23 protein-coding genes and 1 tRNA gene are annotated in these 25,306 nt (G+C 72.8%); 12 read left to right on the plus strand and 12 right to left on the minus strand.

The window, feature by feature from the left end; genetic code table 11:
- Positions 1–13: 13 nt before the first annotated feature.
- Together AB0412_RS07110 and mgrA are read right to left on the minus strand one after the other, a co-directional pair.
- Positions 14–493, minus strand: coding sequence for an MSMEG_6728 family protein (locus AB0412_RS07110; protein ID WP_366401463.1), 480 nt, complete (start codon positions 491–493; stop codon positions 14–16).
- A 47-nt stretch (positions 494–540) separates the two neighbouring features.
- Complete coding sequence (mgrA, locus tag AB0412_RS07115; RefSeq protein WP_366401464.1) at positions 541–1,584, minus strand: L-glyceraldehyde 3-phosphate reductase; 1,044 nt, start codon at positions 1,582–1,584, stop codon at positions 541–543.
- 232 nt (positions 1,585–1,816) lie between these two features.
- Between mgrA and AB0412_RS07120 the strand changes: the two genes are divergently transcribed.
- Positions 1,817–2,383 (plus strand): snapalysin family zinc-dependent metalloprotease, encoded by a 567-nt coding sequence (locus AB0412_RS07120; protein ID WP_366401465.1) that lies wholly within the window; start codon positions 1,817–1,819, stop codon positions 2,381–2,383.
- Positions 2,384–2,480: 97 nt separating this feature from the next.
- Here AB0412_RS07120 and AB0412_RS07125 read toward each other — a convergent pair whose 3' ends face one another.
- The 4 genes from AB0412_RS07125 to AB0412_RS07140 form a co-directional block, all read right to left on the minus strand.
- On the minus strand, positions 2,481–3,803 hold the full coding sequence (locus AB0412_RS07125) for a lipase family protein (RefSeq protein ID WP_366401466.1): 1,323 nt from the start codon (positions 3,801–3,803) through the stop codon (positions 2,481–2,483).
- 199 nt (positions 3,804–4,002) lie between these two features.
- Positions 4,003–5,166 carry a S1 family peptidase gene (locus tag AB0412_RS07130; protein ID WP_366401467.1) on the minus strand — a complete coding sequence of 388 codons (1,164 nt, stop codon included), beginning with the start codon at positions 5,164–5,166 and terminating at the stop codon, positions 4,003–4,005.
- Between the two features lie 197 nt (positions 5,167–5,363).
- Complete coding sequence (locus AB0412_RS07135) at positions 5,364–6,311, minus strand: hypothetical protein (RefSeq protein ID WP_366401468.1); 948 nt, start codon at positions 6,309–6,311, stop codon at positions 5,364–5,366.
- Between the two features lie 165 nt (positions 6,312–6,476).
- Positions 6,477–7,784 carry a cation:proton antiporter gene (locus AB0412_RS07140; RefSeq protein WP_366401510.1) on the minus strand — a complete coding sequence of 436 codons (1,308 nt, stop codon included), beginning with the start codon at positions 7,782–7,784 and terminating at the stop codon, positions 6,477–6,479.
- Positions 7,785–8,033: 249 nt separating this feature from the next.
- Here AB0412_RS07140 and AB0412_RS07145 point away from each other — a divergent pair, with 249 nt between their 5' ends.
- The 3 genes from AB0412_RS07145 to AB0412_RS07155 all read left to right on the plus strand — a co-directional run bounded on the left by AB0412_RS07145 (position 8,034) and on the right by AB0412_RS07155 (position 10,310).
- Positions 8,034–8,423, plus strand: a complete 390-nt coding sequence (locus AB0412_RS07145) for a hypothetical protein (RefSeq protein WP_366401469.1) — start codon at positions 8,034–8,036, stop codon at positions 8,421–8,423.
- 74 nt (positions 8,424–8,497) lie between these two features.
- Positions 8,498–9,583 carry a GNAT family N-acetyltransferase gene (locus tag AB0412_RS07150; protein WP_366401470.1) on the plus strand — a complete coding sequence of 362 codons (1,086 nt, stop codon included), beginning with the start codon at positions 8,498–8,500 and terminating at the stop codon, positions 9,581–9,583.
- A gap of 208 nt (positions 9,584–9,791) precedes the next feature.
- A complete protein-coding gene (locus AB0412_RS07155; protein ID WP_366401471.1) occupies positions 9,792–10,310 on the plus strand; it encodes a DUF2269 domain-containing protein in 519 nt (172 codons plus the stop codon).
- An 86-nt stretch (positions 10,311–10,396) separates the two neighbouring features.
- Here the strand turns inward: AB0412_RS07155 and AB0412_RS07160 are convergent.
- A tRNA-Leu gene (locus tag AB0412_RS07160) sits at positions 10,397–10,471 on the minus strand.
- Between the two features lie 41 nt (positions 10,472–10,512).
- A complete protein-coding gene (htpG, locus tag AB0412_RS07165) occupies positions 10,513–12,411 on the minus strand; it encodes a molecular chaperone HtpG (RefSeq protein ID WP_366401472.1) in 1,899 nt (632 codons plus the stop codon).
- 77 nt (positions 12,412–12,488) lie between these two features.
- Here htpG and AB0412_RS07170 point away from each other — a divergent pair, with 77 nt between their 5' ends.
- Both AB0412_RS07170 and AB0412_RS07175 read left to right on the plus strand, forming a co-directional pair.
- Positions 12,489–12,965, plus strand: coding sequence for a MarR family winged helix-turn-helix transcriptional regulator (locus AB0412_RS07170; RefSeq protein WP_366401473.1), 477 nt, complete (start codon positions 12,489–12,491; stop codon positions 12,963–12,965).
- A 231-nt stretch (positions 12,966–13,196) separates the two neighbouring features.
- Complete coding sequence (locus tag AB0412_RS07175; protein ID WP_366401474.1) at positions 13,197–14,384, plus strand: glutamate--cysteine ligase; 1,188 nt, start codon at positions 13,197–13,199, stop codon at positions 14,382–14,384.
- Between the two features lie 47 nt (positions 14,385–14,431).
- On the opposite strand, the gene AB0412_RS07180 is transcribed toward AB0412_RS07175, so the two are convergent.
- Positions 14,432–15,529 (minus strand): serine hydrolase domain-containing protein, encoded by a 1,098-nt coding sequence (locus AB0412_RS07180; RefSeq protein ID WP_366401475.1) that lies wholly within the window; start codon positions 15,527–15,529, stop codon positions 14,432–14,434.
- A 198-nt stretch (positions 15,530–15,727) separates the two neighbouring features.
- On the opposite strand from AB0412_RS07180, the gene msrA reads away from it, so the two are divergent.
- Positions 15,728–16,240, plus strand: a complete 513-nt coding sequence (gene msrA / locus AB0412_RS07185; RefSeq protein WP_366401476.1) for a peptide-methionine (S)-S-oxide reductase MsrA — start codon at positions 15,728–15,730, stop codon at positions 16,238–16,240.
- 104 nt (positions 16,241–16,344) lie between these two features.
- Here the strand turns inward: msrA and AB0412_RS07190 are convergent, their stop codons facing one another.
- A complete protein-coding gene (locus AB0412_RS07190; RefSeq protein ID WP_366401477.1) occupies positions 16,345–16,818 on the minus strand; it encodes a carboxymuconolactone decarboxylase family protein in 474 nt (157 codons plus the stop codon).
- Between the two features lie 163 nt (positions 16,819–16,981).
- On the opposite strand from AB0412_RS07190, the gene AB0412_RS07195 reads away from it, so the two are divergent.
- The 5 genes from AB0412_RS07195 (at position 16,982) to AB0412_RS07215 (ending at position 23,782) form a co-directional block, all read left to right on the plus strand.
- A complete protein-coding gene (locus tag AB0412_RS07195) occupies positions 16,982–17,206 on the plus strand; it encodes a hypothetical protein (protein ID WP_366401478.1) in 225 nt (74 codons plus the stop codon).
- A 239-nt stretch (positions 17,207–17,445) separates the two neighbouring features.
- The gene (locus AB0412_RS07200) at positions 17,446–19,722 is read left to right on the plus strand and encodes a catalase (protein ID WP_366401479.1); all 2,277 of its coding nucleotides are present in this window, start codon (positions 17,446–17,448) and stop codon (positions 19,720–19,722) included.
- Positions 19,723–19,888: 166 nt separating this feature from the next.
- Complete coding sequence (locus AB0412_RS07205; protein WP_366401480.1) at positions 19,889–20,740, plus strand: ABC transporter ATP-binding protein; 852 nt, start codon at positions 19,889–19,891, stop codon at positions 20,738–20,740.
- Positions 20,737–21,711 (plus strand): iron-siderophore ABC transporter substrate-binding protein, encoded by a 975-nt coding sequence (locus tag AB0412_RS07210; RefSeq protein ID WP_366401481.1) that lies wholly within the window; start codon positions 20,737–20,739, stop codon positions 21,709–21,711. Before AB0412_RS07205 ends, AB0412_RS07210 begins: the two co-directional genes overlap by 4 nt.
- Positions 21,712–21,715: 4 nt before the next feature.
- Positions 21,716–23,782, plus strand: coding sequence for an iron ABC transporter permease (locus AB0412_RS07215; protein ID WP_366401482.1), 2,067 nt, complete (start codon positions 21,716–21,718; stop codon positions 23,780–23,782).
- Positions 23,783–23,877: 95 nt separating this feature from the next.
- Here AB0412_RS07215 and AB0412_RS07220 read toward each other — a convergent pair whose 3' ends face one another.
- Both AB0412_RS07220 and AB0412_RS07225 read right to left on the minus strand, forming a co-directional pair.
- Positions 23,878–24,330: a phospholipase gene (locus tag AB0412_RS07220; RefSeq protein ID WP_366401483.1), complete on the minus strand. Its 453-nt coding sequence runs from the start codon at positions 24,328–24,330 to the stop codon at positions 23,878–23,880.
- 182 nt (positions 24,331–24,512) lie between these two features.
- Complete coding sequence (locus AB0412_RS07225) at positions 24,513–25,112, minus strand: sugar O-acetyltransferase (protein ID WP_366401511.1); 600 nt, start codon at positions 25,110–25,112, stop codon at positions 24,513–24,515.
- Positions 25,113–25,306: the final 194 nt, after the last annotated feature.

Raw genomic sequence — 25,306 nt, forward strand, 5'->3', positions numbered from 1 at the left:
GCTGTCGTGCGGCTCAGGACACCGCTTCGGGATCGCGGTCCGACGCCGGCCAGACGTACGGCAGGTCGTCCGGCACGTCGGGGAAGTGCTCCGCGTAGGCGGCCGGGTCCTTGCGGAGCAGGGCCGAGCGGTGGGCGCGGTGAAAGGGCTCGTCCCCGAGCCAGGGCGGCAGCTCACCGGCCCGCGCCAGCTCCGCCTGGTCGCGCACCCGGGTGCCGGGCCGGGCGGCGGCGAGGTCGGCGACCAGCGTGGCCGCGCAGCTGTCCTGGTGCCCCTGCTCGCGCCAGACCCGGCACACCTCCAGCCCGTAGCGCACCAGCGCCTCCTCGTACCCGGTCCACATCCGCACCGCCGGATGCCGGCGCCATCCGTAGCCGGGCACGATCAGACCGCGCAGCACCTGGAGCGCCTCGACCCGCTGCTTGCCGAGCCGGCGCCGGTCGAGGACCAGCGCCGACTCGGCGAAGTCGGGGTACGGCAGGAACGTCTGCATCGGGCGGTCCGTGTTCCCCGCCCGCGGGGGAGGCACACCCGCGCAGGTCAGCCCAGGGTGCCCAGACGGGCCTCGCGCCACAGGTCGACGCCGCCGTCGGTGGCGTACTTGTCGATCTCGGCCAGCTCCTCGGCGGTGAAGTCGAGGTTCTCCAGCGCGGCCACGTTCTGCTCCAGCTGCTCGGTGCGGGAGGCGCCGATGACCAGCGAGGTGACGCGCGGGTCCCGCAGGGCCCAGGCCAGCGCCATCTGCGCGAGGCTCTGCCCGCGGCGGGCCGCGATGTCGTTCAGGGCGCGCAGCCGCTGCCGCATGTCGTCCGTCAGCCACGCCGGGTCGAACGACTTGCCCTGCGCCGCCCGCGAGTCCTGCGGGACGCCGTCCAGGTAGCGGCCGGTCAGCAGCCCCTGCGCGAGCGCCGTGAAGCCGATGACGCCGAAGCCCTCCTCCTGGGCCACGTCCAGCAGGCCCTCCGTCTCGATCCAGCGGTTCAGCATGCTGTACGACGGCTGGTGGATCAGCAGCGGAGTGCCGAGGTCCCGCAGGATCGCCGCCGCCTCGCGGGTGCGCTCGGCGTCGTAGGAGGAGATGCCGACGTAGAGCGCCTTGCCCTGGCGTACCGCCGTGTCCAGTGCGCCCATGGTCTCCTCGAGCGGGGTGGTGGCGTCGAGGCGGTGCGAGTAGAAGATGTCGACGTACTCCAGGCCCATACGCTTCAGGGACTGGTCCAGCGAGGCGAGCACGTACTTGCGGGAGCCGCCGCCCTGCCCGTAGGGGCCGGGCCACATGTCCCAGCCGGCCTTGGTGGAGATCACCAGCTCGTCGCGGTACGGGGCGAGGTCCTGCTTCATCAGACGGCCGAAGTTGATCTCGGCGGCGCCGTAGGGCGGCCCGTAGTTGTTCGCCAGGTCGTGGTGGGTGATGCCGAGGTCGAAGGCGCGCAGGGCGATCTCGCGCTGGGTCTCGAAGGGCCGGTCGTCGCCGAAGTTGTGCCAGTAGCCGAGGGACAGCAGGGGCAGGTCGAGTCCGGAGCGCCCGGTGCGGCGGTAGCGCATCGTGCCGTTGTAGCGCTCGGGGTGGGCGACGTGGTTCATCGTGTTCGGTCTCCGGTGGTGCGTTCCGAGGTGTCCCGTGGGATCGTGTGTGACCCTTGCCCACAGTGCCCCCACGTGATCAGGAAGTCCAACCGATCCTTTCCATGAGATTCAGCAGTGCCGCTTCTGAATCGGTGCGGGCCGGAATGACGGATTGCCGGTCCCTCCGTACGGGCAGGGTCGCAGCGAGTGGCATGAGCACGACTGCCCTTCCCCCACGAGGAGGTCGACCATGCGGAGCCGAACGCTGACCGGCGGCCTGGCCGCGATCGCGATGATGTCCCTGCCCCTGCTGGGCGGCCAGGCCGTGGCCGCCGAGCCCGAGACGGCCCGGCAGGCCGCGCCCGCCGCCCGGGTGCTCACCTACGACGCGAGCGGTGCCGCGGAGTTCCGGTCCGCGGTGGACCGGGGCGCCGCCGTCTGGAACGAGAGCGTCGACGCGGTCGAACTGCGCGCGGCCGCATCCGGGCAGCGCGCCGACATACGCGTCCTGGCCGACAACGGCTGGCCGCGCGCCGTGCCGGCCGGTCTGGGCAAGGGCACCGTCTACATCGGGCGCCAGGCCGTGAACCAGGGCCATCACACGGTCCGCATCTCGTCCCACGAGCTCGGCCACATCCTGGGCCTGCCCGACCGCAAGCCCGGCCCCTGCTCCAGCCTGATGTCCGGCTCCAGCGCGGGCACCGGCTGCACGAACGCCTACCCGAACGCGGCGGAGCGGGCGGAGGTCGAGGGCAACTTCGCGGGCTCGCGCGGTGAGGCTCCGGCGGCCCTGCTCGCCGCCGCGCTGCGGGACTGACCGGACGGCTCACGCCCCTGGCCTGCTTCCGTCACCGGAGAAGCCCGCGCCCTCGCACCTCCGGGGGCGGGGCTTCTCGCTGCGGCGGGCGGACCGCTCAGCGCTGGTACGGCATGGTGGCGCAGTCGGAGGTCGCCGGCTCGCCCCGGAGCCGGTCGGTCAGCCAGGAGATGGCGTCGCCCTGGTCGGTGATCAGCGGGGCCAGGTGGTTGGTGAGGATCTTGTCGCCCAGGTTCGGCAGCCTGACCGCCTTGTAGGTGACGTCCGCGCCCTTCTTGCACCAGTCCACCGCGAGCCGGCGGGACTGGGCGTGCGGGACGATGTCGTCCTGGACACCCGTGGCCAGCCGGACGGGCCCGGTCGGCTTCAGCGTGCCGAGGCGCTGCTTGTCGAGGACCGCCTGAGCGCGCGGCTCGCCGGCGATGACCTCGGCCACGGACTTCCCGCTCCTGGTCCACTCGGTGCTCCTGGTGAAGCCGTAACCGAAGATCGCGTCCCCCACACAGGTCGTGGAGATGTCCTTCAGCGCGGCCTGCCCCGTGGCGTTGACGTGCTCCGCCACGACCTCGCGCATGTCCGGCTCGGCCTGGACGAAGCCGTTGATCGACCAGCCCAGCGCGCCGGCCAGGGCGCTGCCGTCGATGCCCTTCATCACCTCGGTCAGATCGGCGGGCGGCGCGCCGCTGTAGGTGCCGACGAGGTTGATCTCCGGGGCGTACGTGCCGTGCAGCTCGGCCGCGGAGGCGCTGGCGCCACCGCCCTGGCTGTAGCCGTACAGGCCCACCCGGGAGCCGGCCGTGACGGACGCGCCCGGCACGGCGTACGCCGCTCTGGCCGCGTCGAGCATGGCGTGCCCCTGGTCGACACGGTTGACGTAGGTGTGCACCCGGTCGGTCGCGCCGAGCCCCACGTAGTCCGTGACGACCACGGCCGCGCCGGTGGCGAGGATGCGGTAGATCGCCAGGTCCTCGTAGGCGATCGACACGGTCTGTCCGTTGAGGGTCAGCGGGTGCTGCAACGCGAACGAGGGGGCGCACTGGTCGCCCTGTCCCATGGTGCCCGAGCCCACGACCACCAGCGGGCGGGGGCCGCCGCCCTTCCACCGTGCGGTGGGCTCGATGTAGGCGCCGGTCACGGCGACCCGCTCGCCGGTCGACGCGGTGGAGGTGTACATCAGGCGCGTGGCCGTGCCGGGCAGCGGGCGGCCGTCGAGACCGGGCAGGCTCAGGCCCAGCGGCAGCGGCTCGTGCCGGACCAGAACGCCGTTGCCGGAGGGAAGTTCGGAGGGCGGGGTGTAGAAGGCCGGGATGGTCACGCCCCGGGACACCACCGGGTCGCTCGCGGCGGCGGTCGGGGCGGTGGCGCAGACACAGGCGGTCGTGGCGACGACGGTGGTCAGCACGGCGCTGATACGGCTCACGGCTCACTCCTCGCTCTGCTCAGGAAAGGTGAACCGGAAACTAGCACCGCTCACTTACCGCCGGTAACACCCGCGTAAGTTACGGCACGGTAACTATTCGCGGAGTGAAGTACCCGCCTCGCCCGGGCATGCGAAGAGCGGGCCCCGCCGGTCGTCCGGCGGGGCCCGCTCGAGGTCGGGGGTGTTCGGGTGGGTGCGGTCAGGCGGTGTGCAGGGTCAGCCCGTAGCGGCCGAGGATCTCGTTGACCGGCTGGAACCAGGTCTCGCCGCCGCCGGAGCAGTTGCCCCAGCCGCCCGAGGTGACGCCCTGGGCCTGGTCGCCGCTGAGGAACGACCCGCCCGAGTCGCCCGGTTCGGCGCACACGCTCGTCTTCGTCATCTGGTGCACGGCCCCCTGGCTGTAGTTCACCGTCTCGTTCTTGGCGAGCACGGCGCCGCAGTGCCAGCGGGTCGTCGAACCCGAGCGGCAGATCGAGGCGCCGACCGGTGCCTCGGCCGACCCGCGCACCAGCTGGTCCGGGACAGTGCCCCAGCCGAGCACCACCGGGACCGTCCACCAGCCGCTGCCCACGTTCACCCAGGCGTAGTCGTCGCCCGGGAACGAGGAGCCCTGGAAGTTGCCGATGTAGGAGCCGTCCCAGCCGCGGACCCCGGCGCCGGCGCCGCCGCAGTGGCCTGCGGTGACGAAGCCGCCGTGCACCGAGAAGCCGATGGAGCAGCGGACGTTGCCGGTGTAGAACGGGTCGCCGCCCACGGTCCCCGCCGCGAAGGTCCGCGCGGCGGCCCGCACGGTGCGCACCGCGACCGGACCGGCCTCGCGGGCCGCGGCGACGAACCGGCGGACATCGTTGTCGGACCGCTCGGCCCGGACGACGTTCACGACCACCGCGTTGGCGGCCGGGTCGACGGACCAGCTGCTCACGCCCCGGGGCGCGTCGAGGCGGTCGATGCGCGCCTTGGTGGCGTCGAGCCGGCGGGCGCTGTGCTCCACGGTGCGCACGGCGGCGCCGGAGGAGCGCAGCGTGCGGACCGTCGAGGGGGTGGCGTCCTCGGTGACGGCGACGGTCAGTCTCCCGCTCTTCGCGTCGAACCAGTCGCCGGCGTAGGCCGGTCCGGCGGCCTTGCGGGCCTCGGGGGCGAGTTCGGTGGCCCGGCGCTCGGCCGCGAGGCGCGTCTCGGCCTCGGCGCGGGTGAGGCCGAGGTCGCGCTGCATCGCGTCGAGGAGGCCGGCGGAGGCGGTCGGGGAGGGGGCGGGGGAGTCGGCCGCGTCGTTCGCGGACGCGGGCAGGGTGCCGGCCGCGGTCCAGCTGCCGATGAGGAGGAGGGCGGCCACGCAGGCATGCGTGAGTCCGGTGCGTCTCATGGAAGATGCCCTTCGTCGTTCCAGCGAGGTGGGGGTGGAACAACCACGATCTGAGAGCGCTCTCAATCCGAGTGGAGCAGAGCGTAGCGGGTCCAGGTCATCAGGTCCATGCCAATGGGGCGGTCAATTCGTCGTGAGGTAGAGGTGGTTGTGCACAGCGACGGCCTACGTCCGCTCGTCCCACCCGTGAGGCACGCTCATCTCACCCTTGAGGCGAGCCGTTTCGCCTCGCGGGCGGCCTCCTTCGCCTCCCGTTCGGCGCGGGTCAGGGCGTCGGCGGCCGTACGGCCCCGCTTCTCCGCCTCACGCTGCTCGCGGTCGGCCCGCTCCACCTCCTCACGAGCCGCCTCGAGCTGCTGCTCGATCTCCGCCACCCGCCGCTCGGCCTCGTCGCGTCGCTCACGTGCCTGCTCCACGGACGCCTCGGCCTCCGTCCGCTCCCTGCGCCGTTCCCGCAGGCGCTCCGCGGCGGCCTCGGCGGCCTCGGCCGCCGCGCGGGCCTGCTCCTGCCGTTGCCTGCGCCGCTCGGCCAGCTCGTCCTTCTTGCGCGCCGGTGCCGGAGCCGTTGCCGGTGCTGGTGCACGTCGCGCCGTACGGGTGGTCGTGGCCGTGTGCGTGCCCGTGCCGCTCGCGGAGACCCCGGGGAACTCGGCGGGCGGGGTGAGCGCGCTCTCCAGGCGGGCCTCCGCCCAGCGGTCGGCGGCCTCCGGGTCGGCGAGCACGGCGCGCAGGGTCTCCTCCACATCCCGCTGCACCGCGTCCGACAGCGGGTGTCCGGCGTCCCGCGTCAGCCGCGCGGCCTGCCGGGAGAGCTCGGCGACGATGCGCCGCCGCTGTGCGGACAGCTCTTTCAGGCCACTGGGATCCAGGGTCGCGTAGGCCTCGCGAAGCGCCCGCCCCAGCTCCAGGAACTGCTGGGCCTCCTCGGGCCGGGACCGGCGCAGCAGGTTCGCCGCCCACGCCGCGAGGGTGGGCCGGCGGGCGGCGTGGATGCGCCGGGCGTCGTCGGCGCGCCCGGCCGTCCTCGCCGCGGCGGCCCGCTCCTCGCGCCGGGGCACGAAGTCGGACGGCGGCAGCGCGTACAGCTCGTCGAGCACCGCCTCCACGTCATCGCCCGCGCCGTCCCGCGTGCCCTTGCGCCCCATGATCCCCAGACTCCACCGGTCACGGCGGGTACGCACGCCGGGCGGCCGAGCGGGGGAGGAGGTGAGAGCACTGCCGGGAACCCGGTGCGCAGCGCTCGGCCGGGCGGCGGGATCCGCTCAGCTCTCGGACCGCTCCTCGCCCGTGGGCCGAGCACCCGCCCGGTGTCACAGCCGTTTGCCCGCCACCTCGTCCTCGCCGGGCTCCGTACCGGCCCGGGCCGCGCGTGCCTTGTGCCACCGGAGCCGGTCGAGGCGGGCGATGACGGGGGAGGCCGTCACGCCGTGCAGGACGACAGAGGTCAGGACCACGAAGGCCACCACGGCCCACAGGTCCTCGGCCGGCACGCCGAAGCCGGGGGTGCCGAGGGCGTGGGCGAGGTAGAACAGCGAGCCGATGCCCCGGATCCCGAAGAGGGCGATCACCACACGCTCCCGGGTGCCCGCCGGCGTACGGAACTGGGCGCACCAGCCGGCCAGGGGGCGGACGGCGCACAGCAACACCACTCCCACCACCGCGCCCTGCCAGGTCAGCGGCGCCAGACCACCCTGGGCGACGAACGCGCCCAGCAGGAACAGCAGGCCGGCCGTCAGCAGCCGCTCCACCTGCTCCACGAAATCGTGCAGCACCATGTGGTACCCGTGTGCCCGCTCCGCCGCGCGGATGCGGCACGCGGTGACGAACACGGCCACGAATCCGTAGCCGTGCAGCAGTTCCGCCACACCGTAGGCCAGGAAGGTCGCCCCCACGGCGACGAAACCCTCGCGGTGTTCGGACAGCCGCAGCGCCCACCTCCCCGCCCGGAAGAACAGCCAGCCGAGCAGCGAGCCCACGGCGAGACCCGCGCCCACACCGGCCGCGCACTTGTAGACCACGTCCACCAGGGCCCAGCGGGCGACCCCGCCGCCGGTCACGGCACCGCCCGCGGCGGCGAGGGCGGCGGCGCCGAGGACGAACGGGAAGGCCAGGCCGTCGTTCAGGCCGGCCTCGCTGGTCAGGGTGAAGCGCACCTCGTCCTCGTCGTGCTCGGAGTCGGTCGGGGCGCCCACCCGCACCTCCGAGGCGAGCACCGGATCCGTGGGCGCGAGCACGGCCGCCAGCAGCAGCGCCGCGGCCGGCGGCCAGTCCAGCAGCGTCCAGGCGAGCACACCGACAGCCGCGATGGTCAGCGGCATGGTGATCCCCAGCTGCCGCCAGGTCGCCCGCCAGCGCCGCCGTCCGAAGGGCCGGTTCAGCGCGAGTCCGGCACCCATCAACGACACGATCAGGCAGACCTCGGTGAGGTGTTCCACCCATGCCCTGCCGGACACCGGGTCGATCTCCGGCAGCGGCAGCGGGAGCAGCTGGACGCCGACGCCGCAGACGAGGAACACCAGCGGCATGGACAGCGGCCGCCCCGCCACCAGCCGGGGCAGCACCGCCGCCGCGAGGGCGCCGACGCCGACCAGGGCGAAGAGAAAGTCAGGCGTGGTCACCGTGCACATGTGCCCAGGGCTCCCCGGGGGCACGCAGCCGCCCCGCCGAGATCGACGTGACGGGTGAGGGCGGGATCGTCCATCGTGCCCAGGGCGGGGGAAGTGCGCCGCGTTGCGGTGCGGAGGGCTTGACGGCCCGGGACGGGCTCGGCGCTACTGGAAGACACGCCGGCGCACGGTTCGTGGGGGGCTCGCCCGGCGCCGGGACCGTCCTGTCACCCCCGCCGGGAGGCACACCGGGAGGTGACGGTGCGGCGGCGACGGGCGGCGGTGACGATCCTGCTGGCGTCGGTGCTGCTCCTGCTGCTCGGGTCCCCGGCACCCGGAACCCCGCCGTCCCCGGCGGCCGTCGGCCCCGCCCCCGCCGTACAGGCGCACGCGGTGCCGCAGGACGCGGTGCCCGAAGGCGCCGGCACGTCCTGCCCGAGCGAGCAGGACCCCGCCCTACGGCGTGCCGGCGCCCGGTCGCCGAGGACCGCCCCCGCCGCCGGTACCCGCCACGCGACCGACGGCACCCACGAGGACGCGCCCGCGGCACGCCGGCCCGCTCCGAGGACGCCGCCCGCGGGCACCCCGCCCCGGCCGGCATCGGGGGAGGCGGCCCGCGACGCCGCCGTACTGCGGACCTTCCGCTGCTGACCACGGCGGTCCGCTGCGCCCGCGTCCCGCACGTCGGACGACACACCACACCCCGGACGACACAGGAGACCGACATGCCCGACAAGCGCGTTCTCGTTCTGCGGCCGGACGAGCTGGGCCCCAGCGAGCACAAGACGTGGAGACACCTGCGGGCCGAGGGCGGCGCACCGGAGAATCCGTTCCTCGACCCGGTGTTCGCCACGGCCGTCGGCCGGGTCAGGCCGGGGGCGCGGGTGGCCGTCCTGCAGGAGGACGGCACGCCGGTCGGCTTCTTCCCGTACGAGAAGGGGCCGTTGGGTCAGGGAAGGGCGATCGGCCTCGGGGTGTCGGACAGCCAGGGTGCCGTGCTGCGTCCCGGTCTCCGGCTCGATCCGCGCCGGCTGCTGGCGGCCTGTGGGCTGTCGTCCTGGGAGTTCGACAGTCTCCAGGCAGGGCAGCACCTCTTCCTGCCGCACGCCGTCGAGGAACTCGCCGACCCAGTGATCGACCTCGCCGAGGGCTACCAGCACTACACCGGCCGGCTGCGCTCGACGTCCCCCGGTTTCCTGCGGCAGACCCTGGCCAAGGAGCGCAGGCTCGCCCGGCAGGTCGGCGAGGTGCGGTTCGAGTACGACGCCCGGGACCCGGACGCGCTGCGGGCGCTCAAGCGCTGGAAGTCGGCGCAGTACCGGCGCACCGGCCGGCGGGACCGCTTCGCGCTGGAGTGGATCAGCGGGCTGGTGGACCTGCTCGCGCACGGCGACGATCCCGAGTGCCGGGGACTGCTCTCCGTGCTGTACGCCGGCGGACGTCCCGTGGCCGCCCACTTGGGGCTGCGCTCGCCGACGGTGCTGTCCTGGTGGTTCCCCGCCTACGATCGCGACCACGGCAGGTACTCACCCGGGCTGATCCTGCTGCTGCGGATGCTGGAGGCCGCCGCGGCGGACGGGGTCCGCACGGTCGACCTGGGCAGCGGTCCGGCCCGCTACAAGGACTCGCTCAAGACCCGTGAGCTGCGGGTCTACGAGGGTGCGGTGATCCGGCCGGGGCCGGGCGGTGCCGCGTACCGGCTGGGGCGGGAGCCGGCGCGGGCGGCCCGTCGCTTCGTGCGGGGCCGTCCCCGCCTGGCCGGCGCGGTGAGGCGGACCCTGGCGGAAGCGGGCCGGCTCCGGGGCCGCTGATCGCCGTGGGCGTACGTGGGCAGGCCGTGCGTACGCAGCGCCGGGTACGTGGGGTTACTCCCGCCGTCAGACGTCACCGGCGCGCGGGCCCGGCACGGTGGTGCCCATGAAGCCTCAGACATCGCCGCGGCCGCAGACATCGCCGAAGCCGTCCAGGTCACCGAAGCCGTCCAGGCCACCGCAGCCGTCCGCGAGACTCGGCCGCCCGGTGCGCCGGACCGTCCTCGTCGTGCACGTCGTCGCCGCCGCGGGCTGGCTCGGGCTCACGCTCGGGCTGCTCGCCCTCGGCATCACCGCGAGCACCACCGGGGGCGCGGCGGTGATCGAGGCGTCGGTGCGGGCGATGAAGCTGTTCGCCGACTGGCTGCTGCTGCCGCTGGCCCTGCTGACGCTGGTCAGCGGCCTGGTGCTGGCGCTCGGCACGTCGTGGGGTCTGGCCAGGCACCGATGGGTCTACACCAAGTTCTGGCTGACGCTGGGCACCACCGCCGCGACGGCCTTCGCGCTGAGGCCGGGCGTGAACTCCGCGGTGACCGCCGTGGCCGCGGGTCACCCTCTGCCCGACGCGGGGGAGGTCCTCTTCGGCCCGATCGTCTCGCTGTCCGCGTACGTGTTCATGACGGTGATCTCCGTGCTCAAGCCCTGGGGCCTCACCCGCCGCGGCCGCCGTCTCCGCGCCGCCACGACCCGCCGCCCGAGGCAGGCGGCCTCGTCCTCGGAGTCCTGAGACGGGGCGCGGGTTCTCGACGGCCCGGGCTGCTCGACAGGCGCGGGCCGCTCGACGGGCCCGCGCCCGGCGGGAGTTCTTCAGGGGGCGGGGCGGCCGGATTCGAACCGGCGTCCTCCGAGATGCTGTCGCGGCGCACTACCTCTGTGCTACGACCCCGCCCTTGCCGATGATCATACCCCCGTCGGAGTACGGAACTTGATCACAGCGTCCGCTCCAGGCGGTTCGCCGTCAGCTTCACGAAACGGGCCGGATCCTTCGGCCGGCCGCCCTCCGCCACCACGGCCAGGGCGTGCAGCAGTTCGGCGGTCTCGGCCAGCTCCGCGCGGTCCTCGCGTTCCCGGAAGGCGCGGTTGAGGCCCTTCACCAGCTCGTGGTCCGGGTTGAGTTCGAGGATGCGCCTGGTGTGCGGCACCTCCTGGCCCATGGCCCGGTACATGCTCTCCAGCGCCGGGGTGAGATCGTGCGCGTCGGCGACGAGGCAGGCCGGGGACACGGTCAGCCGCGAGGACAGGCGCACCTCCTTGATGTCCTCGTCCAGTTGCTCCCGCATCCAGCCGAGCAGCCCCTCGTACTCCTCGGCCCGCTTCTCCCGCTCGGCGTCCTTCTTCTCGTCGCCCTCGGTCCCGAGGTCGATCTCGCCCTTGGTGACGGAACGCAGCCGCTTGCCCTCGAACTCGCCGACCGCGTCGACCCACACCTCGTCCACGGGGTCGGTGAGCAGCAGCACCTCGATGCCCCGCTCCCGGAACGCCTCCATGTGCGGGGAGTTGTCGATGGACTGCCGGGACTCGCCGGTGACGTAGTAGATGTCCTCCTGCCCGTCCCGCATCCGTTCCACGTACTGCTTCAGGGTGACCGTCTCGTCGTCGCCGTGCGTGGTGGCGAACGACGACACGGCGAGCAGGGCGTCGCGGTTGTCGGGGTCGGTGACCAGACCCTCCTTCAGGACCGCGCCGAACTCCCGCCAGAACGTGGCGTAGCGCTCGGTGTCGTTCGCCATCAGGCTCTTGACCGAGGACAGGACCTTCTTCGTCAGCCGGCGCTGCATCATCCGGATGTGCCGGTCCTGCTGGAGGATCTCCCGGGACACGTTGAGAGACAGGTCCTGTGCGTCGACCACGCCCTTGACGAAGCGCAGGTACGACGGCAGCAGTGCCTCGCAGTCGTCCATGATGAACACGCGCTTGACATACAGCTGGACGCCGCGCTTGAAGTTCTGCGTGAACAGGTCGTGCGGCGCGTGCGAGGGCACGAACAGCAGCGCCTGGTACTCGAAGGTGCCCTCGGCCTGCAGCTGGATCGTCTCGAGCGGATCGCGCCAGTCGTGGCTGATGTGCTTGTAGAGCTCGTGGTACTCCTCGTCGGACACCTCGTCGCGCGAGCGCGCCCACAGCGCCTTCATCGAGTTCAGCGTCTCGGGCTCCGACGTGCCGTCACCGTCGCCCGCCCCGCCCACGAGCCTGATGGGCCAGGTGATGAAGTCCGAGTAGCGCTTGACGATCTCCTTGAGCTTCCACACCGAGGTGTAGTCGTGCAGCTGGTTGTCGGGGTCGGCCGGCTTGAGGTGCAGGGTGACCGAGGTGCCCTGCGGGGCGTCGTCGACCTTCTCCAGCGTGTACGTGCCCTCACCGCGGGAGGACCAGCGGGTGCCCTGCTCCTCGCCCGCGCGCCGGGTCAGCAGCGTGACCTCGTCCGCCACCATGAAGGCGGAGTAGAAGCCGACGCCGAACTGGCCGATCAGCCCCTCCGCCCCGGCCGAGTCCTTCGCCTCCCGCAGCTCCCGCAGGAACTCTGCGGTGCCCGAGTTGGCGATCGTGCCGATGAGCTTGCCGACCTCGTCGTACGACATGCCGATGCCGTTGTCCCGCACGGTGAGCGTGCGGGCGTCCGTGTCGGTCTCGAGCTCGATGTGCAGGTCGGAGACGTCGGCGTCGAGCGAGTCGTCCCGCAGCTTGGCCAGCCGCAGTTTGTCGAGCGCGTCGGAGGCGTTGGAGACGAGCTCGCGGAGGAAGACGTCCTTGTTCGAGTAGACCGAGTGGATCATCAGCTGGAGCAGCTGGCGGGCCTCTACCTGGAACTCAAACGTTTCGGTCGGCATGGTGCGCGCTTACCTCACAGGTCCATGGGCGAGTACGTCTTTTGACATAGCTATGAAAGCATACCTATCGTGGCCGGGTGACCGACTCCAGCAGTGCCCCCGGCCGGGAGCTCGACCGCACGGCCTCCGGCCTCGCGGCGTGCCTGCCCGCGCTGTACCGGGCCCTGGACCGGCGGATCGCGGCCGGCCACCCGCACCCCAGGCCGCCGGAGGGGCAGCTCGCCCTGCTGCGGTTCGTGGACCGGCGTGCGGGCGCCACCGTGCGGGAGGCGGCCGAGGCGCTGCTGATGAAGCCGAACAACGTCAGCGCCCTGGTCTCCCAGATGACCGAGTCGGGACTGCTCGAGCGCCGGCAGGACAGCGCGGACAAGCGCGTCGCCCACCTGTATCCGACCGCGGCGGCCCGTCGCCGGCTGGCCGAGGTGCGCGATCTGGAGACCGCACACCTCAGGCAGGCCCTGATGTCCCTCACCGAAGGCGAACTCGGCGCCCTCGGTTCCGCCGTGGGGGCGCTCACCGCTCTCACGCGCCGGCTGCACTCCACCGCCCACTGACCCGGCGGCCCCACCGCAGCCTCCGCACCGCCGCCCGGCCACTCCGGGTGGGCGCGGGCAGCCTCGTCCCGTCCGCCCGGCCCGCCCTTCCGCCACGGATCCGCGCGTGTGACCGGCGCATTCAGGGCACCCGGTAGGCGCCGATCCTCCGCCGGTGACCTGACGGACCCCCTGGCGGCCGGCGCGGGACGGTCTACGGCTACGGGCAAGGGGCGTGTCGTGACGGTGCGTATGCGTATCGGTGCAGAGGAAGAGTTCCACGTGGTGGACGTCGAGAGCGGGCGGCTCGTGCCACGAGCCGCCGCGCTGCTCGACAGGCTCGGCGCGACCGGGTTCACCCAGGAGATGCAGCCGTCCGTGGTGGAGAGCAACAGTCAGGTGCACGACACCCTCGAAGAACTCTGGGGGGACCTCTCCGGAACCCGCCGCCTGCTGGACGCGGCCGCCGCCACGCTCGGCCTGGCGGTCGTCGCCGCCGGCACGGTGCCGCTGGCCCGCCTCTCGCCCGGCGAGGTCACGTGCGACCCGCGCTACCGGCGCATGGCCGACGACTACCGGCGGGTCGCCGACGAGCAGCTCATCTGCAGCGCCCAGATCCACGTCGACGTGCCGGACCGGGACACCGCCGTACGCGCCATGTGCCTGGTCTCGCCCTGGCTGCCGCCCCTGCTCGCCCTGTCGGCCAGCTCACCGTTCTGGCTCGGGAACGACACCGGATACGCCAGCTGGCGCACCATGCAGTGGCAGCGCTGGCCGACCGCCGGTCCCGTCGGCTGCTACACGGGCGCCGCCGACTACGACACCGCCGTGGCCGAGCTGATCGCCTCGGGCGTCGTCAGCGACCCCGGGATGATCTACTACGACGTCCGGCCCTCCGCGCACCAGCGCACGCTGGAGCTGCGCATCTGCGACGCCTGCCCGCGGCCCGAGACCGTCGCCCTGGTCGCCGGGCTGTTCCGGGCACTCGTGCGCGACGCCTGCGACCGTCTGGAACGCGAGCCCGCACCCCGGTGCGACGGGCATCACGAGTGGCTGCGCGCCGCGACCTGGCGGGCCGCCCGCTCGGGCCTGGAGGGACAGCTCGTCGACCCGGCGACCCGCCGCGCCGCCCCGGCCCCCGCGGTGCTGAGCCGGATGGTGAACCGGCTGCGCCCGGCCCTGGAGGCCTGCGGTGACTGGCACGTCGTGCGCGGACTGCTCGAGGAGACCCTGCGCACGGGCAGCGCGGCCCACCGGCTGCGGCGGGTGGCGCAGCAGGAGGACCTGCTCGCCAGCGTGGACCTGCTCGTCGCCGAGACCCGCGGCGCCCGCCCGAGGGAACACCCGTCCCGCCGCCACCGGAGCACCTCCCCCCGGACATCCCCGGGTCCCGCGCGCTCCTACGCCCACGGCCAGGCGACCCCGAGCGGGAGCGGCTGACCACGACGGCAGGCGCCCGCATCGCGGACGGACCGCGGCCGGCGGCCTCAGCCGCCCGTCAGGGCGTCGTGGACCGCCCAGCCCAGCTCGCCCGCGGACCAGCTGACGTTGCCCAGGACGGCGACGTCCACGTCGAGGTGCGGGTAGTGGTAGAGCCGGGCGCTGGCCCCGTCCTCCTCACCGGTGTGGCCCCAGCGGACGACATCTCCCTCGTCGTCGAGGAGGTGGGTGAGGCCGAAGCCGTACCGCCACCGGTAGCCGCGGACCTTCTCCGGCCGCTCGTCCACCTGCGGGGTCAGCGCGAGGCGGGTGAACTCCGCACCGAGCAGCCGGCCGGTGCGCAGGGCGTGCGCGAACGCGGTCAGGTCGGCGGCGCTGCACGTCGCCCCGCCGTCCGCGGCGGCGGCCGGGGTGGTGGCGCAGTGGTTGGTCCGGTACGGGGTGGGTCCGTCGGCGGAGGTGAGATAGCCCTCGGCGATGTCCGGACCGAGGTCGTCCAGGGCGGGGAAGCCCGAGGCGTCCATGCCGGCCCGGGCGAACACGCCGTCCGCGACGACCTCCTCGTAGGGACGGCCGGTCGAGGACTCGAGGAGAAGACCGAGCAGGAGGTAACCGGCGCCGTTGTAGCGGTACCGCTCGCCGGGCGGGAAGTGGGGCTCCTTGCCCGCGAACAGCGGGACGTAGTCGGCGTTGCGGCGCAGCAGATACAGCGGGTGGGACGCCGTGAGGGCGGCCCACTCCGCCTCCCAGTCGGGGCTGTCCTCCTCGAACCAGTCGGCGATCCCGGACGTCATCGTCAGCGCGTGCCGGACGGTGACCCGGGGATCGAGGCCGGGCACGTGCTCCGCGACGTGGTGCACGAGCGGCTCGTCCAGAGCGACGCGCCCCTGCTCGACGAGCTGCAGCACGGCCACCGCCGTGAACGTCTTCGACACCGACGCCACCCGGAACCGCGTCCCGGCCGCGTTCGGCACCGACCACCGTCGCGAGGCCATCCCGAAAGAGCGCACGATCACCGGCTCCCCGTGCCGGGTGATCCGCACCGTCCCGGAGAAGCCCTTGGTCTCGGCCACGCCGAGCACGGCGGCCTCCACACGGGCCGCATCGAACCCGCCGGCCCGGCCGGTCGCCGTCGTACTCGTCACCGCGGACTCCTCGCGCCAGAACGTGTCATCATCGGACCGCGTTCATGATCGACACCGGGTGCGCTCCGGCACAACCCCTTTACCGCCCGCGTCCCACGCCGGACGGTCGGCGATCATGGCCGGAACAATCACGTACCCGTCGGGGTTGACACCCGTGAACGGTCGCCGACGCGGACGCTGGGAGAAGGGCGAGACGACATGACGAGGACCGAGGAGAAGGCGCTGCTGGCGGGCGGCTGCTTCTGGGGCATGCAGGAGCTGATCCGCACGTTCCCCGGCGTGCTGAGCACGCGGGTGGGCTACAGCGGCGGCGACGTCCCGAACGCGACGTACCGCAACCACGGCACCCACGCCGAGTCGATCGAGATCACCTACGATCCCGCCGTCACCGACTACCGCACGATCCTGGAGTACTTCTTCCAGATCCACGACCCCACCACGAAGAACCGGCAGGGCAACGACATCGGCCTGAGCTACCGCTCCGCGATCTTCTACTACGACGACGAGCAGAAGCGCGTCGCCGAGGAGACGATCGCCGATGTCAACGCCTCCGGGCTGTGGCCCGGAGAGGTCGTGACCGAGGTCGCGCCGGCCGGGCCGTTCTGGGAGGCCGAGCCCGAGCACCAGGACTATCTCCAGCGCTACCCGGACGGCTACACCTGCCACTTCGTACGCCCCGGCTGGAAGCTGCCGAGGCGCGCGGAGTCCTGAGCGCCGCAGCAGCACTCGGCAAACGCCCCGCGCCCGTCCCGGACGCGGGGCGTTCTCGTGCCGCCCGGCCGCCGGCCGGGCGAACCGGCCGGGTCTGCCGTCGGTCAGGCGAACTGGCCCGGCCGGTAGTCGCCGGCCGGCTGCCGGTTGATGACGTTGAACCGGTTGTAGGTGTTGATGATGGCGATCAGGGACATCAGAGCGACGAGCTGGTCCTCGTCGTAGTGCTTGGCGGCGTTCTCCCACGCCTCGTCGGTGACACCGCCGGCCGCGTCGGCGATCCGCGTGCCCTGCTCGGTCAGTTCCAGGGCGGCGCGCTCGGCCTCCGTGAACACGGTGGCCTCACGCCACGCGGCGATCAGATTGAGGCGCACCGAGGTCTCCCCGGCGTGGGCGGCGTCCTTGGTGTGCATGTCGGTGCAGAAGCCGCAGCCGTTGATCTGGCTGGCGCGGATCTTCACCAGCTCCTGGGTGGCGGCCGGCAGCCCCGAGTCCGTCACCGCCTTGCCCGCCGAGTTGATGTGCTTGAAGACCTTCGCCGCGAGGGGGTTGCCGAAGAGGTTGAGTCGGGCGTCCATGATGATCTCCTTGTCAGCTGGTTGGCTACGCCTTACTGACGGAACGGCGCGAGGAGGTGTGACCGGCAGGTGCATGTGACCTGCGTCTCACAGATGTGGGTGTGGCGGACGGGTGCCGGGAAGAATGAGTCGGCCGGGAGCAGCAACGGGGAGCGGAGTGCCGGTGAGTGAGCGTCAGGAACGCGACTGGACGGACATGACGCCGGGGGACTTCGACCGGGACGCCCCGCTGTGTCTGAACGTCGGCAGCGGGCCCGTCGTGGTCCCGGCCGAGCCCGACGAGTACGGCACGCCGCCCCTGTTCGGGGAGGAGCGCCCGCAGCGCCCGCCGAGCCCCCGCCGTCCGGCGCGCCCCTTGGCGCCGTCCGTCCAGGAGCAGCTGTTCTGAGCGCGCCGCAGCGCCGGCCGGGGCGGGGCGTGACGCCGCTCGACCTCAAGTGCGCCTGAGCTTCTGCGGCCGGTCCCGTCGGACCCGGTCGGGCGTGGTGGATCCCGCGGTGCGTTCACCCCATCGCGGCGTGCCCGGTGCGAGGGGTCCGGGCGCGTGAGAGCTTGGCGACATCGTGCCCTTCCGGGGTACTCAGCCGTGGCCAGTCTGCCCCCAGCGGATCGTAGGAGTGTCATCCCATGAGCGAGGCCAACCCCCTCAAGCGGGCCGCACGGAAAGTCGCCGACGTCCTTCCGGGGGACGCCGCACCGTCCGACGGCATCCCCGGACGGCCCGGCCCCGAGGAACCGTCGTTCGAGGAGCCGACCGAGCCGCGCGGGCCGCTGCCGCCGAAGCCGGACCAGAGCGGCCCCGACACCATGTCGCCGACCGGGCAGGCCACCGGTGTCGACCAGGCCGAGGTCGCCCAGGCGGGCAGTTACCTGACCACCGCGCAGGGCGCCCGGCTGTACGACACCGACCACTCGCTCAAGGCCGGCCCCCGAGGCCCGGTACTGCTCCAGGACCACCATCTGCGCGAGAAGGTCATGCACTTCGACCACGAGCGCATCCCGGAGCGCGTGGTCCACGCCCGGGGCGCCGCGGCGCACGGCATCTTCCAGAGCTACGGCACCGCAGCCTCCGTCACCAAGGCGGCGTTCCTCGCCAAGGACGTCGAGACCCCGGTGTTCGTGCGCTTCTCCACGGTGCTGGGCTCGCGCGGCTCCTCCGACACCGTGCGCGACACCCGCGGCTTCGCGACGAAGTTCTACACCGGCGAGGGCGTCTTCGACCTGGTGGGCAACAACATCCCCGTCTTCTTCATCCAGGACGCCATCAAGTTCCCCGACGTCATCCACGCCGGAAAACCGCACCCCGACCGGGAGATCCCGCAGGCGCAGAGCGCCCACGACACCTTCTGGGACTTCGTCACCCTGCACAGCGAGGCCACCCACCACACGCTGTGGAACATGTCCGACCGGGGCATTCCGCGCTCCTACCGGATGATGGAGGGCTTCGGCGTCCACACCTTCCGGCTGGTCGCCGCCGACGGCTCCACCACGCTGGTGAAGTTCCACTGGAAGCCGAAGCTGGGCGTGCACTCCCTGGTGTGGGAGGAGGCGCAGATCATCAACGGGGTCGACCCGGACTTCCACCGCCGGGACCTCGCCGACGCCATCGAGGCCGGGGCGTACCCGCAGTGGGAGCTGGGCATCCAGACCTTCCCCGACACCCCGGAACAGACCTTCGAGGGCATCGACCTGCTGGACCCGACGAACATCGTCCCCGAGGAACTCGCCCCGGTGCAGCCGATCGGTCTGCTCACCCTCAACCGCAACCCGTCGAACTTCTTCGCCGAGACCGAGCAGGTCGCCTTCCACGTCGGCCACCTCGTGCCCGGCATCGACATCACCGACGACCCGCTGCTCGCCGGCCGTCTCTTCTCCTACCTCGACACCCAGATCACCCGCCTTGGCGGCCCCAACTTCCCCCAGCTCCCCATCAACCGGCCGCACGCGCCGGTCAACGACATGCTGCGCGACGGCATGCACCAGACGGCCGTGCACCGGGGCGTCGCCCCCTACCGGCCCAACTCCCTCGACGGGGGCTGCCCGTTCACCGCCGGAGCCGACAACGGCGCGTACGTGGAGGCCCCCGTGCGCGTGCCGGAGGCGACCAAGGTGCGCGAGGCCCCCGAGTCGTTCGCCGACCACTTCAGCCAGCCCCGGCGATTCTGGCTGAGCATGAGCCCCGTGGAACGCGAGCACATCATCGGTGCCTACACCTTCGAGCTGGGCAAGTGCTACGAGCAGGCCGTCAAGGAACGCGGCCTGCAGATCCTCGCCAACATCGACCCCGAACTGTGCGCCCAGGTCGCCCAGGGCCTCGGACTGCCCGAACCGAAGCCGACCGTGCCGCTCGCCGAGGTTCAGCCCAGCCCGGCACTGTCCCAGGTCGGACAGACCTGGCCCACCGACGGACGGGTCATCGGCATCGTCACGAGCCCCGACGGCGACCTCGACGGCGTCCACGCCGTGCGCGACGCGGTGCTGGAGGCCGGCATGGTGCCCCTGGTGGTCGCCCCCACCGGCGGCATCCTCGGCTCCGGCGGCCAGGCGCTGACGGCGCAGCGCAGTTACGTCACCGCGCGGTCGGTCGAGTTCGACGCCGTCCTGCTGGCGGGCGCGCCCGCCGTCGGCGACGACGCCTACGGCGCACGGGACGCCAAGGGGGTGCCCTCCGCGGCGCAGCGGACCACGGGTGACCCGCGGGTCGGCCTGCTGCTGTCGGAGGCGTTCCGGCACGGCAAGGCGATCGGCGCGTGGGCGGGCGGCGAGGCCGCGCTCGAAGCGGCCGGTGTGCCCGCCGACGCGCCCGGCGTAGTCGTGGCCGACTCGGGCCCGGCCGTCCTGGAGCGACTGCGCGAACTGCTCGGCACCCACCGCGTCTGGGAGCGCTTCGACAGCCAGGTCTGATCCGCGCCTCCCGCGGACATCCCCGCGAACTCCTCGGCGGGCGGGGCGACTTGCTCACGTCATCGCTTCAGGGCCCCCGTTCTTCGGCGGTGTGCCCCGCCCGCTGTCCAAGATCTTCCAGGTCACCACTCGATAACGCGGAATAAGGCTAGGCTAACCTTGCCGCGTGATACCTGGTGAAGAGGCGGGCCCCGGCCTGCGTGGGCACGAACTGTCGGCCACCGGCGTGACCGTGGCGTACGACGGCGCCGACGTCGTGCACGACGCCACGCTGACCCTGCGGCCCGGCGAAGTGACCGTCCTGGTCGGCCCCAACGGCAGCGGCAAGTCGACCCTGCTGCGCACCGTCGCCCGGCTGCAGAAGCCCCGGCGGGCCACGCTCACGATCGACGCCGGCACCGACGCCCTCGCGCTCAGCCCCCGGGAGTTCTCCCGCCGGGTGGCCCTGCTGCTCCAGGGGCGCCCCACGCCCAGCGGACTGACGGTGCGAGATGTCGTCGAGTTCGGCCGCTACCCGTACCGGAGCCGCTGGGGCGGCACCGACCCCGGCGGCCGCGCCGCCGTGGACCGCGCCCTCGCCCTGACCGGGGTCACCGAACTCGCCGAGCGCGGCGCCGAACACCTCTCCGGCGGGCAGCTCCAGCGCGTCTGGCTGGCCGGCTGCCTCGCCCAGGAGACCGGCGTGCTGCTCCTGGACGAGCCCACCACCTACCTCGACCTGCGCTACCAGGTCGAACTCCTCGACCTGATCCGCGACCTGGCCGACGACCACGGCATCGCCGTCGGCGTCGTCCTGCACGACCTCGACCAGGCGGCAGCCGTCGCCGACCGGATCGTGCTGCTCGCGGCCGGACGCATCGTCGCCGAAGGGCCGCCCGAGGACGTCCTGACCCCGGAGCGCCTGACCGAGGTCTACGGCATCCGCATCGAGGTCGGCACCGACCCCATGACCGGCCGGCTGCGCACCCGCGCCATCGGCCGTCACCACTCCCGAGAAAGGCTCCGCACCACCTCATGAGACGCCTCCTGCTCACCGCGCCCCTGGCCACCGCCGCCCTCCTGCTCACCGCCTGCGGCACCACCGAACCCGCCGCCGACGAGGCCAAGGCGTCCACCGAAGCCATCACCCTCACCGACGCCTCCGGCGCGAAGGTGAAGCTCGACGGCCCCGCCAAGAAGGTCGTCGGCACCGAGTGGAACGTCGTCGAGAGCCTGATCTCGCTCGGCGTCGACCCCGTCGGCGTCGCCGACGTCAAGGGCTACAAGACGTGGGACACCGCCGTCCCGCTCGAGAACGACCCCAAGGACATCGGCACCCGCGGCGAACCCAGCATGGACACCATCGCCTCGCTGAAGCCCGACCTGATCGTCGCCACCAACGACCTGCAGGCCTCCGCCGTCGAGCAGTTGCGCAAGGTCGCCCCGGTCCTGCAGGTCAAGTCCGCCGACGGCGCAGGGCAGATCGACCAGATGCTCGAGAACGTCGACCTCATCGCCGAGGCCACCGGCACCACCGACAAGGCCACCACGCTCAAGAAGGACTTCGAGGCCAAGCTGGCCGAGGGCAGGAAGGCCCTCGCCGACGCCGGCCTGGACGGCGAGAAGATCGCCTTCGCCGACGGATACGTCACCTCCAACCAGGTCTCGATCCGCCCCTTCACCGCCACCTCGCTCCTCGGCGAGGTCAACACGCGGCTCGGCCTGAAGAACGCCTGGACGATGAAGGGCGACCCGAGCTACGGCCTGGCCTCCACCGACGTCGAGGGACTGACCGGCCTCGGCAAGGTCCAGTTCGCCTACATCGGCAACGACAAGGACCCGAACGCGGACCCCTTCGGCAAGCAGCTCGCCAAGAACTCCGTGTGGAAGTCGCTGCCGTTCGTGAAGTCCGGTGACGTCCACCGCCTGCCCGACGGCGTCTGGATGTTCGGCGGCACCGGCTCGATGGAGGCGTACGTCGACGCCCTCGTCGAGGCGCTGACGAAGTAGCGCGATGGCCGTCACCGCCAAGATCCCCACCGCCCGTCCGGAGACGGCCACGTCCCGGACGGGCGCGGCCGCGGTGGCGACCGCGCTCGTGCTCCTGGTCGCGGCCCTGGCCGTCGTCGACATCACCCAGGGCACGGCCGCGGTCGGTCCCGCCGAGGTCCTCAAGGCCCTCACCGGCCGGGCCGATCCGGCCGACGCCTCCGTCGTCGTCGCCTCACGGCTGCCCCGGATGACCGCGGGACTGCTCGTGGGCGCCGCCCTGGGCATGGCCGGCGTCGCGCTGCAGGCAGTCAGCCGCAACGTCCTCGCCTCCCCGGACACCCTCGCCGTCAACGCGGGCTCCTACCTCGCCCTCGGGCTGTTCGCCGTCACCGGGGTGTCGCTGCCGCTGGTGGCCTCCTCCGGCGTCGCCTTCGTCGGCGGACTCGCGGCGGCGGCCGTCGTCCTCGGACTGTCCGGCCTCGGCGCGGGCACCGTACGGCTCGTCCTCGCCGGTACGGCGCTCCATCTCGGGCTCACCGCCGTCACCGAGGGGCTCCTGCTGCTGTTCCCGCAGCAGACCGAGGGCCTCTACCAGTGGAACCAGGGCAACATCGGCCAGAACGGCTTCGACGGCGTGCTCCAGATGCTGCCCGTCGCCGTCGTGGGGCTCGCCGGTCTGCTGCTCCTCGCCCGCCGGGTCGATGCCCTGGCGCTCGGCGACGACGCCGCTCGCGGCATCGGCGTCCCGGTGCGGTCCACCCGCGTCACGGCGGTCGTGCTCGCGACCCTCCTCTCCGCGGCGGCCGTCACCCTCGCCGGGCCCATCGGCTTCGTCGGCCTGTGCGCCCCCGCCCTGGTCCGCCCCCTCACCCGGCGCTTCCGCGGATTCACCGGGCTGCGCCGGACGGTGCCGGCCGCCGCTCTGGTCGGCGCCGCGCTGGTGCTCGGCGCGGACGTGCTGCTGCGCACCTTCGTCAGCGCGGACACGGCGGTCGCCGTGCCCACCGGTGTGGTCACCAGCCTCCTCGGCGCGGTGTTCCTCGTCGTGATGTCGGCCCGCCTGCGCGACACCGCCGGGTCCGCCGCTCCCGACCGTCTGCGCATCCGCAGCCGCGCGGTCTTCCTCACCACCCTCGGCGTACTGACGCTCGCGCTGGCCGGCGTCACCGTCGCCGCCGTCCTGCTCGGCGACAGCAAGCTGCTGCTCGGCGATGTCGTCAACTGGCTGCAGGGCAGGGCCGGTCAGACCGTCACCTTCGTCCTGGACACCCGCATGCCCCGCGTCCTCGGCGCGCTGCTCGCGGGCGCCGCCCTCGCACTCGCCGGAACCCTCGTCCAGGCCGTCACCCGCAACCCGCTGGCGGAACCCGCCGTGCTGGGCGTCTCCGGCGGCGGCGCGCTCGGGGCCGTGATCCTCGTGACGACGGTGCCGCTCGCCGGGTCGTGGAGCGTCGCCGGAGCCGCGTTCGCGGGCTCCGCCGTCACCGCGCTGCTCGTCTTCGGACTCGCCGCACGCGGCGGGTTCCAGCAGAACCGGCTCGTCCTCGTCGGCGTCGGCGTCGCGGCCGGCGCCACCGCGCTGATCAGTCTGCTGATCGTGCTCACCGACCCGTTCAACGCCACCAAGGCCCTCACCTGGCTGTCGGGCTCCACCTACGGTCGCACCCTGCCCGACGTGCTGCCGCTCGCGGCCGTGCTGGCGGTCTCCGTCGTGATCGCGGCCGGACGCCACCGGGAACTCGACCTGGTGTTCCTCGACGAGAACACCCCGCGGCTCCTCGGGCTCGACATCGCCCGGTGGCGCCTGGGCTTCCTCGTCCTGAGCGTGCTGCTCACGGCGAGCGCGGTGGCCGCCGCGGGCACCATCGCCTTCGTCGGCCTCGTGGCCCCGCACGCCGCACGGGCGCTGGTCGGGCGGCGCCACACCCGGGTCGTGCCGGTCGCGCTGCTCCTCGGCGCCGTCCTGGTGTGCACAGCGGACCTGCTGGGCCGCACGGTGATCGCCCCCGCCCAGCTGGGCGCCGGTCTGATGACGGCCGTGATCGGAACGCCGTACTTCCTGTACGTGCTGGTCCGCGCCCGGCGGTAGGGCGGACGGCGCGGCGGAGGGACGACGGGGCGGGCCCGGCATGTGATGCCGGGCCCGCCGTCACGCGTGACGGATCGAGGAAACGGAGCCGGTCCTCAGCCGAAGGCCCTGACCGCCTGGTAGTACGTCCATGCGGTGCTGTTGCAGGCCGACTTGGTCGCGCCGCTGTAGCGGGCGCAGACGCGCTTGAGGTCCTCGTAGAAGGCGCTGTCGAGGCGTGCCTTGTTGGCGCTGAACGTGCCGGCGGCCTTGTAGTTGCGGTAGCCGAAGTCGTGCCGGGCGCAGGACATCTGGAACGGGAAGCCGAACGGGTTGTCAGGTGAGGAGGAGCAGTAGTCGGTGCTCCAGTCGAACTGGTAGGCGGACCAGGCGGCCTGGTTCGCCCGGGCGGCGCTCCACAGGTTGTAGCTCGACGCGCTGGTCTGGGTCCAGCTCGCCAGGACGGCCGGCTTGTCGGCGGGCACGGCCTCGGCGGTGCCCGCGGTGCCCAGGACGCCGGCCAGTGCCAGGGCCGGGGCGGTGAGTGCGGTGGCCAGTCTTCGGTGCATCCCACACCTCCATGAGACTGCGACCCGACCACCGGGTCGCAGGTTCATGACAAGAGGCTGCCCGGGGTGTTCATCCTTTCAACCACTTCTGTCCTAATGGACTGTTAACTCCCGGAGGAATACCACATATTCGCCCCGGCGGGGTCGTGACGTCACAGCGGCGTACTCATGGGGATGACGACTCACCCGGCCTCGCGCGCCGTGCCGGGCGGCCGGTAGGTCCATTCCCGGTCCGCGTCGGTGATCGGCCGCAGCACCCGGGCCGGTGTTCCCGCGACCACGACCATCGGCGGCACATCGGCGGTCACCACGCTGCCCGCCCCGACCACCGAACCCCGCCCGACGGTCACGCCGGGCAGGAGCACCGCGCCGGCCCCGATCCACACGTCGTCCTCGATGCGCACCGGCGCGGAGAACTGACCGCCGTCGCGGCGGAGTTCGGGGTGCACCGGGTGTCCGGTGGTACTGACGGTGACGTGGGGCGCGAACATCACCCGGTCCCCGACGAACACCTCGACGTCGTCGACGAGGGTGAGGCCGAAGTTGGCGTACACGTCGTCACCCAGGTGCACATGACGGCCGTACGCGACGTGCAGCGGCGGCTCGATCCACACGCCTTGGCCCACCGAGCCGAGCAACCCGGCCAGGATCGTCCTGCGGGCCTCCTGGTCGCGCGGGCCGGTGTCGTTGTACTTCGCCGCCAGCTCCTTGCCGCTGAGGCGCTGCTCCTCGAGGCGTTCCAGGCCGGGCGCGGAGTCGGTGTACAACTCCCGGTTCGCCATGCGGCGCCGTACCTCGCGCTCCGGGTCGTCCAGTGCCACGCGTCCTCCTGGGGTGGGCGTCGGGGTGGGTGCGGTGCGGGGGGGGGCCCCCCCCCCGCGGGGGGCCGCGCCAAGGGGGGGGGGTGGTGAAACCCCCGGGGGGGCGACGCGGGGGGTGGGGCGGCGGGGTGGGGGCGCGGGGGTGTTCTGGGGCG

Origin of the sequence: Streptomyces sp. NPDC052012 (genome assembly GCF_040689265.1) — a bacterium.
Taxonomy (GTDB): domain Bacteria; phylum Actinomycetota; class Actinomycetes; order Streptomycetales; family Streptomycetaceae; genus Streptomyces.